Source organism: Paenibacillus sp. Negev47 (assembly GCF_058313655.1).
Genome location: NZ_CM177754.1, coordinates 5,607,284 through 5,618,473, shown reverse-complemented (window position 1 = coordinate 5,618,473; position 11,190 = coordinate 5,607,284). Strand labels below are relative to the sequence as shown.

Below are 11,190 nucleotides of genomic sequence, written 5' to 3'. Positions count from 1 at the left end.
CTATAGGACAAATATAGAAGGTGGCCCATTTAGCGGGTTGCCTTTTTGGTTTGTTGTTATCGAGCGTCCGATGCTTGGTGGAATAAAATGTTCATCATTATGGCTAAAAAATCTTATGAAATGGAGGTACAGGGAAGAGACTGGTGGTATAATCGGGTTATGTGTTACAGTGGTACTTGATTATTTCCGAAAAGGTTTTCGTAAAAAGTGATATTTAGGTTGTAACCGTAATCATAATTTACTTGAAGAAAGTGAGAATCTACCATGAATCAGAAGAGGCTTTTTAATGATGGATGGCAATTTGCGAAAAGCAAGCTGGATGTTACGGAACCTGCGGGTCTGGTATATGAACCTGTGGAACTTCCCCATGATTGGCTGATATATAATACGCTTGAACTGTATGAAGACAGCATTGGATGGTACCGCAAGACGTTCCACTACACGAAGGATGAGCAGCAGCTTTTGCTCTGTTTTGATGGTGTATACATGGACTCTTCGGTGTATGTGAACGGGCAGCTGGTTGGGGAGTGGAAGTATGGATATTCTGCTTTTGAACATGAGATCACGAATGCACTGGTGGAAGGCGACAATGAGATTGTGGTCAAAGTAGTGCATCAGAGTCCGAACAGCAGATGGTATTCCGGAGCCGGAATCTATCGCCATGTTTGGCTGAAAACGAGAGACCGTAACCATATTGTTACGGATGGAACGTATGTATCTATTCAGCAACAGCCGGATGGCTGGCAGGTGGAAGTGGATACCGAGCTAAACCTGGAACAGAATCAGCAGGCAGAGCTGGTGCATACGATCTTGTATGAAGGTCAGGTGGTGGCATCCAGCCAAGCGAATGTTACGGCTTCGGTGGTTGAAAATGCGGTCGTAGCGACAGATAGCCAACAGCTTATTGTTGTGAATCCTAACCTGTGGAGCCCGGATGCACCGCATCTGTATGAACTGGTGACAGAGCTGCGATTGACCTCGGATGATCAGGAACATCGGACAGTGGAGTCGGTATCACAGCGCATTGGATTCCGGGATATCAAGCTGGATGCCAATGAAGGGTTCCACCTGAACGGGGTCAAGATGAAGCTGAACGGTGTGTGTGAACACCACGATCTTGGGGCGCTGGGAGCGGCATTTAACCTGACGGCACTGCGTAGAAGATTCGTTTTGCTCAAAGAAATGGGCGTTAACGCCATCCGCACCGCGCATAATATGCCTGCCAAAGAGTTCATGGAACTTGCGGATGAGATGGGTATGCTGGTTGTATCTGAAGCCTTCGATATGTGGGAACGTGCGAAAACGCCATACGATTATGCGAGATTTTTCCCGGAGTGGGTGCATACGGATGTGAAGAGTTGGGTGAAGCGCGACCGTAACCATGCCAGTCTGATCATGTGGAGTATCGGGAACGAAATCTACGATACGCATGCGGATGAGCGTGGACAGGAAGTAACCCGGATGCTGATGGATTATGTGCTGGAATTTGATCCGAAAGGCAATGCGGGCGTGACGATTGGTTCGAACTACATGCCATGGGAAAATGCACAAAAATGCGCGGATATCGTGAAGCTGGCAGGCTACAACTACGCGGAAAAGTATTACGACAAACATCATGAGGAGCATCCAGACTGGATCATCTATGGTAGTGAAACGTCTTCTGTGGTACAGAGTCGTGGTGTCTATCACTTCCCATTCGAACAGCCGATTCTGGCAGATGATGATGAGCAGTGTTCGGCTTTGGGTAACAGTACGACCAGTTGGGGCGCGAAGTCGGCAGAATACTGTATTTTGGCAGAGCGGGATACACCGTATTCGCTGGGTCAGTTCCTGTGGACTGGATTCGATTATATTGGAGAGCCGACACCGTATCATACGAAGAATTCGTATTTTGGACAGCTGGATACCGCAACGTTCCCGAAAGACTCCTATTACATCTACCAAGCGGCTTGGACGGATTATAAGAAAAGTCCGATGGTGCACCTGTTCCCTTATTGGGATTTCAGCCCGGGTCAGATCATTGATGTACGCGTTTGCAGCAACGCGCCGAAGATTGAACTGCAACTCAATGGTAAAACCATTGGTACGTACGATATCGATCATGCCAATGGAACACAGCTGTCTGGCTGGTGGAAAGTGCCATACGAAGAGGGCGAGCTGAAAGCGATCGCTTACGATGAGCACGGGCAGATCATTGCAACTGATGTGCAAAGATCCTATACCGATGCAAAGAAAATTCGTCTGCAAGCGGATCGGGAGCAACTACAAGCGAATGGTACAGACCTCATTTTTGTAGAAATTGATGTGGAAGATGAAGCGGGTAATCCGGTGCACAATGCGAACAACCGCGTGCAAGTTCAGGTGAGTGGTGCAGGACGATTGCTGGGTCTGGATAACGGGGACAGCACGGACTATGATCCATACAAAGGATTGAGCAGAAGACTGTTCAGCGGTAAGCTGATGGCCATTATCGGAGCGACAAATGAACCTGGAACGGTGCGGATTGAAGTTTCTTCCGAAGGGTTGGAAGGAGCTACGGCTGAATTTGAATCTCTAGTTGTGGCGGCTGAACTTAATGATGAGAAACAAGTACAACCTGTCTTCATGAACAATGAAGAACGTCCGGTGCTAACGGGGAATGCTCAGGAGATTCCTTTGCGGAAAATTGAGATCATCAGTAAAGCAGGACAGTTGCTCGATCCGTCCAACCCAGAGTTGGTCGTAACCGCCAAGCTGTATCCGGAGAACACTTCTTACCGCGATATCGAGTGGGCTGTTGTGAATGATGCTGGGATCGAGTCTAACATTGCTAAAGTGGAAGCTGTTCAAGCAGAAACGGGCGACAACAGTGAACATCAACATACGGTGAAGGTATCAGCTATTGGAGACGGGGAGTTCCGGCTTCGCGCAACCAGTACCAACGGTACGGATAAAACGAAACTCATCTCCCAGCTGGAATTCAAGGCGGACGGTCTCGGCACAGCTTACAAAGATCCATACGGGTTCATCACGGGCGGACTGTACGATTACACCAAAGGTGAGGTTGGTAACGGCAATGAGCGTGGGGTAGCGACAAGTCGCGACGGAGAGACGCACGTAGGCTTCCGCAATATTGACTTTGGGCCGTATGGCTCCGATACGATTACCATTCCAATCTTTACGTTGTCCACGGAGGACTACTTCATTCAGATCTGGGAAGGTATGCCGGATGAAGAAGGAAGTACGATGATCGCAGATGTAGTGTATGACAAAGAGTCCATTTGGAATGTGTACCAGGAAGAGACATACCAATTGTCCAAACGTCTTAGCGGGATCACTTCGATCTGTTTTGTGCTGAAGCAGAAGATTCATATTAAAGGCTTCTCCTTCGAGCGCCAGAGCCGCGCCTTTGAACAGAACGCTGCTGCATCCTGTGACCATCTCTATGGAGATACGTTCAAAATTGAGGGTGACCGTGTTGAAGGTATCGGGAACAATGTGTCGCTAGAGTTTGAAAACATGGACTTTACGGCAGAAGGCACATCGAAGCTCGTGATCTACGGCCATTCACCGATTGATAAGAATACGATTCATATTCGCTTTGCAGGTGCGGACGGACAGAGCAATCAACTAGTTGAGTTCACGCAGTCGGGTGGATATGAGGAACGGGTGTTTGAGCTTGAGCAAGTGACAGATGTACAGAAAGTAAGCTTTATCTTCCTGCCGGGCAGTCAGTTTGATTTCGGCTGGTTCCGATTCGAGAAGTAGAGTACAGATCAATCCCCTTCAAGTAAACGGTGTTCGTTCAGAACATGTGGTTACTTGATGGGGATTTTTAATAATGTGTATCGCTGATGCAAGAAAACGGAGCGCTCATGCCTTTCTTCTATGGAGAAAAATGTTGCAGAAGTTATTGTTCCATTTTACGTTGTAATGAAGAAATCCCCTCGGGTCTACGGTGTTGATCACATATTATCATGCGATCTTTTTTCACTGTAACCAGGAGGGGATATGGTAGGCCAACTGCTGTTGGTTTAAAGCTGAACTGCTGTTTTCTTACCTTCTTTACGTTTCTTAGCGTATTCTGCTGTAGCGGTAAACAAGACATCCGAGGATGAATTCAGGGACGTTTCAAATGAGTCTTGCAACACTCCGATGATGAAGCCAACCCCAACAACCTGCATCGCAATATCATTCGATATGCCGAACAAGCTGCATGCCATAGGAATAAGAAGAAGAGAGCCACCTGCCACACCCGAGGCGCCTGTAGCGGCTACAGCGGACAACACGCTGAGAATCAACGCTGTTCCAAAATCCACTTGAATGCCCATCGTATGAACGGCCGCAAGGGATAAGACCGATACGGTAACGGCTGCCCCCGCCATATTAATCGTAGCGCCCAACGGGATGGATACCGAATATGTATCCTTGTTCAATCCTAACTTTTCACACAATCTCATATTGACTGGAATGTTCGCCGCAGAACTTCGTGTAAAGAATGCCGTAATCCCGCTTTCTCTTAAGCACTGCATGACGAGAGGGTACGGGTTCTTACGAATATTCAGATACACGATTAGTGGATTCATAACAAGCGCGGTAAACACCATACATCCAACAAGAACAGAAAGTAATTTGCCGTAACCCAACAAAGACGAAAGTCCGCTTGTTGTAATGGAGTCAAAAATAAGACCCATAATCCCGAACGGTGCAAACTGGATTACCCAGTTCACAATCTTCGATACAGCTTCCGAGAATTGAGTAATCAGGTTTTTGGTGCTATCACTGGAGCTTTTGAGAGCAACACCAAGCAGTACCGCCCAAGCCAGAATACCGATATAATTAGCGTTCATCAGTGCACTTACCGGATTATCAACCAACTTCAATAACAAGCTCTTCAGGACCTCAACAATGCCATCAGGTGGAGTCAATTCTTGCACGCCTGATACCAAAGTCAATGTAACTGGAAACAGGAAACTTGCCGCAACCGCGAGCAGCCCAGCCAGCAAGGTACTAATAACGTAAAGGACGATAATCCTTTTCATATTGGTTTGGACACCTTTTCGATGATTGGATATAGCGGCCATTACCAAAAGTAACACCAAGATTGGGGCAACCGCCTTCAATGCTGAGACAAATAAGGAACCGAAAAGTGCAATTCCTGTTGCACCGGGCACGATCAGGGCCAAGACAACCCCCAAGACAATTCCTAGTAAAATTCGTTTAATAAGACTCATTCGGTTCCATTTCATTAATGCCGTTCTCATCCATATTCCTCCGAGTTTCAATATAAATTCTTATCAAGCAACGCATCGGTGCTGTAATGGAGCATAGCGTTAGTTTATCACGGAATTTGTCTCTTGTGTGATATGGGAATATCTTACTGTCTGTTTCCATACCTCTGCCCTTCATGCTAAAGGAAAAGTGGCATAATCAATGGCGAAAAGAATATCCCGGGGGTGAATTGACCCGAGGCGATGCGCATGAACCCAGCTTTGTGGGAAGGAAAGATATTCTTCCTTCATTGTTTTGATAAGAACACTTGTGCTCATGGACAAGAGGAGGTAAGATATGGGTATACCCCAGTATTGGAATATATTTGAATGTTATTAACCCTCAAATGTCCCCTTTTTTCAAGCTGCAGTTTTCAAAGGGGGCCCCGGTTGTAAAATCGAAATCCTAAATGGAATGGAGACAAAAGTGCATGGTAAAGTCAGTGCTGAACCAGGTTAGAGGCGTATTTATTCCGGTAAGTAACATCGAAACTGCAAGGGATTGGTATTGTCAATTGCTCGGGTTGCCATCTGATGGCGAGATTTTCTTCGGGCATATCTACGTCCTGCCAATGGAAGGAGGAACGAATATTATACTCGACAGCAAGATTTATTCATCGGAAAGCATACATAACGTTCCTGTGATCCAACTGGCATCAGACGACATCGAGAAATCATATGAACTTCTACAAGCTCAAAATGTGGAAGTCATCACCGCAATTCAAAATAATCATTGGTTTAATATCAGAGATCCCTATGGAAATGTTTTAATGGTATGTAAGTAGATGATTTCTGTAGAGATCATACACAGAAAAAAAACTAGAATTATCGGGCTAATGGTGGAGACGCTTCTTAAGGATACAAAAGAACAAATGATCATTCCGAAGTTACAACAGTCATTCAATGAAAGAAAAAATGAAGTGCCTGATCCCATAGGCTTGCCAATGACTTATGGCGTATTTATTGATCCACCCAACTACAAACCGGATACGGATTTATTCAAATGGATCGCTGGGGTGGAAGTAAGGCAAGACCAAAGCTCAACAGGTGATCTGGTCAGTTATGATATTCCGGCAGGACTATATGCTGCGTACGAGTATAAAGGGGATATCGACCAAGCTGGCGAGGCTTACGACATCCTGTTTAATTGGATTAACCAATCCGAATATGAACTATCAGGATCCTATGGATTTGAGCTGTACAACGGGCTATACTTCGGATTGGAGAGAAGGACAGCCGACTTCAAGTTGCATTTTCCCATTAGAAAAAGGTGATTCGTTCAAGATGGGGATTCAAGTGATTAATCCAATATTTGAATAGTTGGAGGGATGAGGTTTGGATAATCTGCTAGCCAGCAGTATCGATGAACGTCAATTGGAGCTTGGTAAAACGATTCAGGTTCGACTGGTTTCTAACTTGGAGAGGTCAAAGGAATACTATCGTGATGTTCTTGGATGCAAGGTCGATGGTTGGGGTCATGCAGAACGGGATGGGATGATCGTTATTCTTCAGCAAGCCAAATCTCCTGAAGATGTACGTCCAAATAAACCCTCGATGAAACATACAGATTACCCAACGGAGTGGGAAGGCCCTGATTATGGATGGGATACGTATATTCATGTACGTTGGGATGATCTCGATGAACTCGTTGAAGACATACGGAGCAAGGGCGGGATAATCCCGTTCCAACCAATCAGTGAGTCTCATGGTGATTGGGAATTCATCAACGTATATATCCAAGATCCAGATCATTACAACATTGTTTTGGGTGCAATGAGAGATCGCAATGTGAATAGATAGGCGAAGCTAAGCAGACTAAGCATCCCTAATCTAAACGTAACCCTTGAATTGCATCAGACGCATACTTTCAACTGAATTACAGATAACGCTTTATATGTATGAATTTAATATGGTTGTATTGGATATTAACGAGGAAAAGACACTAGAGTTCGCCAGTATGATAAGTGATTCCTTAGGATCTGATATACCTTGGAGATTTAAAGATTTGAAAAAAGATATTGTTTCTGATGACTTTGATGAAAATGAGGATTAATTATTTAAATTCCTTTTTGCGTTTCTGAGTGAATTCCCGATGCAAGAGTATGGATTGAAGATGAGTGGTTCTACAATTTGGAAGATATAGAAAAAGATAAAGGCATCCTACAATAATGATTGGTGCTATGTAGATCCTAGGCACATGTAAAAGAAACTAACAATTGAGAGATAATGATACATTTTTAGTTCAGAGTCATATATCTCGACAAATGAGCTTTTGATCAATAAGAGACAACGCACCAATGAGCCGTTTAACCACTCGCTATGATATGTAGTTTGTGGGTTAACGGCTCTTTTTAGTATTTTGTTCTTGATGCGATTGGCGTAAATATTTAATGTAAACCGTTATGGAACAATTGAACTCTAATGGTAATTCTCCGATTGTATTCGGCCCATCATTCGTTTTAAGACTGGTGTGGGCACTTATTCTGGTCAGTAAGGATTTTTCCGTCAACTAATTTAATGATTCGGTCGCATCGCTTGGCAACCTCATCATCATGCGTCACGATGATAATCGTTCTGCCTTCATGGTGTAATTGTTGCAGGAGGTCCATTATTTCTTCACCGGTTCTTCGATCCAAATTTCCAGTGGGCTCATCGGCCAGGATCAATTCAGGGTCTCCCACCAAGGCTCTGGCGATGGCTACCCTCTGTTGCTGGCCCCCAGATAGTTCATTTGCCTTCTTGAGTCGATGCGATGCTAACCCGACTTTTTCAAGATAATGTGTGGCTTTGGCTACTCTGTCTTTATGTTTTCCTTTTCGAAAGGTCAGCGGCAGTATAACATTATCCTGAACTGTGTAATCTTTGAGCAGGGCAAAATGTTGAAAAACAAATCCAACCATTTGATTTCTTGTCCTATGAATATGACGAGACGAGATCCGTTGCAGAGGTTGAGCGTCAAAAAGATATTCTCCTTCGGTAGGTTGATCCATAAACCCCAGTATATTAAGTAAGGTACTTTTACCCGAGCCTGAGGGTCCCATGATGGCAATCAACTCCCCGCGGTGTATAGTAAGATTGATATCTTCCAGGGCAGGGGCGTCAGGGGATTGGCGGCGATACGCTTTGGTGATGTTTTTTAATTGAATAAGTTCCATCATTCCATGCCTCCGATGAGTGATTTTACATCCTGTTTTCGAATATATAAATAGATGATGAAACTGGAAACGGCGATAATGAAACTAAAGATGATAAAAATGATGAACAGAATGGAACCATCTAATTTGAAGTCTAACGGACTAAGCATATTGATCTCTTTGGAGATCTGGAGCAGTTCTCTATATTTCCATTGAAAATGGATTAGAGACAACCCGAAGCCAATAACCCCGATCAGGATATTTTCAATCGTAATCTGACCTAATATGCCTAAAGGACGTTCACCCAAAGCGAGTTTGATGCCAAATTCTCTTTTGCGAATCATCAGCGAGACGATCGTAGTTACCGCGATTCCAGTGATGGAGAACATAACAAAAGCTATTCCAAGCACAGTCTGAAATGTTTCGAGGTAAATATTTTGTTCGATACTTTGTTGCACCGATGCACCCAAATTCTTCAGAGTCAGATTAACTTGGTTAGAACTGAAGATGTTACTTAATTCCTCTACATTGGAATCAGGTTTCAATGTGAGGATGGTGGTCTGCTGTAATCTCGATGCGATGGCGTCATTACTATGGTAACGATCTACAGGCATAGGCATTATGAATGCTTTGTCCAGCTTCAAGTAGACGTTGGACGTGTTGTTATGCACCAGGTATTTGTCAGGCAAGAAGCCGACAATTTTGTATTTACCATTGATGAGGTCGCCGAGGTTATAATACGACTTGAAGAAGGAACCGACCAATATCGGCATGTGCTCTTGACTAAATTTTTCGAAATCCTGCGAAGTGAAGCCCGTGCTGGCTGAAAATTGATGATTGAGCAGTTCGTTATATTGCTCATCAATCATGATTCCAGTAATAAAGGGTTCGTTCAATCCCGATGTCATAGAGCTTCTAATCAGCTGATCAACTAATTTTCGGTCAGGATTCAGGGACGTGTCCAGTAGTAAAATATCTTCAACATATGTGCCTAGTGAGATGACGTTAGAATGCTGTTCCAATTGATGATATATTTTCTCTACTTGTTCCTCGGATAGCTTTTCAGCAGTAGCACTTCCTTTTGCAGGTACAACGATATAGGTGCTTTTGAGATCTAACAGAGAATTGAAGTTCATGTCATACAGATTCAAATAGATATTGCTGCTTCCGGTGATGGTGGACAAACCATATGTAAACTGGATTAGCAAAAGTATGGATATCACCCATCTGTTTTTCAAAGCTCTGAGCGCATCTCTGATTCTATACATTGGGTCTACTCCTTTAAGGCTTGCGCAGGTTCTGTTCTAAGAATGAGCAGAAGCGGAATTATTGCAGTAATGACTGCTGTAATAAGGGTGATGAATGTGCCAAGAATAATATGCATGAAATTCAATTGCACATCGTAACTTGTGGCATCAATGATAGCGAGACTGATAAGACTGAGAGCCCATTGAATCAAAAATGAGAAGCCGGATGCGACTAATGCGCACATAAGTAGTTGACTGAAAAGGTGCATCATCAGTTGCAAATGGCTAGCTCCCAAAGCTTTACGCAAAGCGATTTCTTTTCGCTTCAAGTAAATCCACAGATAGCTTATATTTATACAGTTAATGAGCGAAATGATAAAAAGTTTATAAGGATAACTTAATACTTCGTTTACGCCCGCCCTTGATTTTTTGTCTTCTTCGTAAGATTTGGTTATATCCTCAATCGTTGCTCTAACCTCAGGAGTAATGCTCTGTGCCTTTGTAATAAACTGCTGAATCTCTTTTGTGGGGTCTTGATCTGATCTGAAAAGAAGTCCAATTGATTTCTGTTGTTCTATTTCGCGTTTTATACCTTCCGGCAATCCCTCAAGAGATGTGAATATCGTATAGTTGAATACCGATATGGACTCTTTTCCAGCGTTGTCTCCTGCAATTCCCGTGATATTGTATGTTTTATCGAATAGCTCTAGGGTGCCAGGTTGTTTCGATATCATACTTCCTGTCATTACCTCATTGGCTGTATCGGAAGATATCTTGGTACCTTCTAATAATGGAGGTGACCAGTTATGATTCAACATTCCAACGACTTGAACATTACCTAACTCAGGATGAAATATGGACATGTTTTGGGTGATCACACTTGTATCTGGCTTGCTTGATTTGGCGATAGCTTGTAGTGAGCTATAGTTCACTTGAGTCATATTTGTCAAAGTTACTGAGTAGTAATGTTCGTATTTTCCGTTCTTGGAATAGTAGAAAATCTTGTCATAGTATTCTTGAGTGGAAAGAGCAATGAGGATCGGTAATATGGTTAATACAAATCCGAGAAACAGCATTGCAAAAATCTTTTTGTTAATCCAGATTTCGTTAAAGATGAGTCGCATATTTTCCTCCAGAGTAAGGAAAACGTGAATAAGGTATCAGCCTTATTCACGTTTCGGATATGATTAAAATAAAGAAGGATCAGCGGGAATTAATGCTTTTAGTGCGGTTTGCTTCATCCACTGCGCTAACCCAATCATGCCAAGAAGTACCGCTAGTTGCAGCTCCATCAGTAGTCATGAGAAGAGTTACTTGACCGCATCCACAAATGATAACTCCATAGAAGGATAAAAACAATAATTTTACATAAATTTTACAATTATGTATCCGAGGATGAGGTTTGGATCGAAACTTTTGACTACAAGCAGTTTCGGACAAGGGGAGAAGTAAGAGTCCCATTTTCCTTATTGAATTTGATGAACACTCATAGAGGGTGATATACGTCTTACTTGCTGGTCTATATGTGATGTACATCCATCGAATTTAAAGTGCACGAAC

8 protein-coding genes are annotated in these 11,190 nt (G+C 43.5%); 4 read left to right on the top strand and 4 right to left on the bottom strand.

Annotation, left to right across the window (positions count from 1 at the left end):
- Positions 1 to 264 precede the first annotated feature (264 nt).
- Positions 265 to 3,747, top strand: coding sequence for a glycoside hydrolase family 2 TIM barrel-domain containing protein (locus AC4G47_RS25330; RefSeq protein WP_491103338.1), 3,483 nt, complete (start codon positions 265 to 267; stop codon positions 3,745 to 3,747).
- Positions 3,748 to 4,013: 266 nt separating this feature from the next.
- Here the strand turns inward: AC4G47_RS25330 and sstT are convergent, their stop codons facing one another.
- Positions 4,014 to 5,243 carry a serine/threonine transporter SstT gene (sstT, locus tag AC4G47_RS25325; RefSeq protein ID WP_491103336.1) on the bottom strand — a complete coding sequence of 410 codons (1,230 nt, stop codon included), beginning with the start codon at positions 5,241 to 5,243 and terminating at the stop codon, positions 4,014 to 4,016.
- A 437-nt stretch (positions 5,244 to 5,680) separates the two neighbouring features.
- On the opposite strand from sstT, the gene AC4G47_RS25320 reads away from it, so the two are divergent.
- The 3 genes from AC4G47_RS25320 to AC4G47_RS25310 all read left to right on the top strand — a co-directional run bounded on the left by AC4G47_RS25320 (position 5,681) and on the right by AC4G47_RS25310 (position 7,049).
- Positions 5,681 to 6,034: a VOC family protein gene (locus AC4G47_RS25320; protein ID WP_491103334.1), complete on the top strand. Its 354-nt coding sequence runs from the start codon at positions 5,681 to 5,683 to the stop codon at positions 6,032 to 6,034.
- Complete coding sequence (locus AC4G47_RS25315; RefSeq protein ID WP_491103333.1) at positions 6,035 to 6,523, top strand: GyrI-like domain-containing protein; 489 nt, start codon at positions 6,035 to 6,037, stop codon at positions 6,521 to 6,523. It begins immediately after the preceding gene.
- 61 nt (positions 6,524 to 6,584) lie between these two features.
- A complete protein-coding gene (locus AC4G47_RS25310; RefSeq protein WP_458125422.1) occupies positions 6,585 to 7,049 on the top strand; it encodes a VOC family protein in 465 nt (154 codons plus the stop codon).
- A 659-nt stretch (positions 7,050 to 7,708) separates the two neighbouring features.
- Here the strand turns inward: AC4G47_RS25310 and AC4G47_RS25305 are convergent.
- Genes AC4G47_RS25305 through AC4G47_RS25295 form a run of 3 tightly spaced genes read right to left on the bottom strand, consistent with a single transcriptional unit; the run spans position 7,709 to position 10,754 of the window.
- Positions 7,709 to 8,404 carry an ABC transporter ATP-binding protein gene (locus AC4G47_RS25305; protein ID WP_491106792.1) on the bottom strand — a complete coding sequence of 232 codons (696 nt, stop codon included), beginning with the start codon at positions 8,402 to 8,404 and terminating at the stop codon, positions 7,709 to 7,711.
- Complete coding sequence (locus AC4G47_RS25300) at positions 8,404 to 9,651, bottom strand: FtsX-like permease family protein (RefSeq protein WP_491103331.1); 1,248 nt, start codon at positions 9,649 to 9,651, stop codon at positions 8,404 to 8,406. Before AC4G47_RS25300 ends, AC4G47_RS25305 begins: the two co-directional genes overlap by 1 nt.
- A 5-nt stretch (positions 9,652 to 9,656) precedes the next feature.
- The gene (locus tag AC4G47_RS25295; protein ID WP_491103329.1) at positions 9,657 to 10,754 is read right to left on the bottom strand and encodes an ABC transporter permease; all 1,098 of its coding nucleotides are present in this window, start codon (positions 10,752 to 10,754) and stop codon (positions 9,657 to 9,659) included.
- Positions 10,755 to 11,190 lie beyond the last annotated feature (436 nt).

Coding starts and splice junctions, on each gene's coding strand:
- AC4G47_RS25330 (WP_491103338.1), top strand. CDS start 265: ATGAATCAGAAGAGGCTTTTTAATGATGGATGGCAATTTGCGAAAAGC.
- sstT (WP_491103336.1), bottom strand. CDS start 5,243: ATGAGAACGGCATTAATGAAATGGAACCGAATGAGTCTTATTAAACGA.
- AC4G47_RS25320 (WP_491103334.1), top strand. CDS start 5,681: ATGGTAAAGTCAGTGCTGAACCAGGTTAGAGGCGTATTTATTCCGGTA.
- AC4G47_RS25315 (WP_491103333.1), top strand. CDS start 6,035: ATGATTTCTGTAGAGATCATACACAGAAAAAAAACTAGAATTATCGGG.
- AC4G47_RS25305 (WP_491106792.1), bottom strand. CDS start 8,404: ATGGAACTTATTCAATTAAAAAACATCACCAAAGCGTATCGCCGCCAA.
- AC4G47_RS25300 (WP_491103331.1), bottom strand. CDS start 9,651: ATGTATAGAATCAGAGATGCGCTCAGAGCTTTGAAAAACAGATGGGTG.
- AC4G47_RS25295 (WP_491103329.1), bottom strand. CDS start 10,754: ATGCGACTCATCTTTAACGAAATCTGGATTAACAAAAAGATTTTTGCA.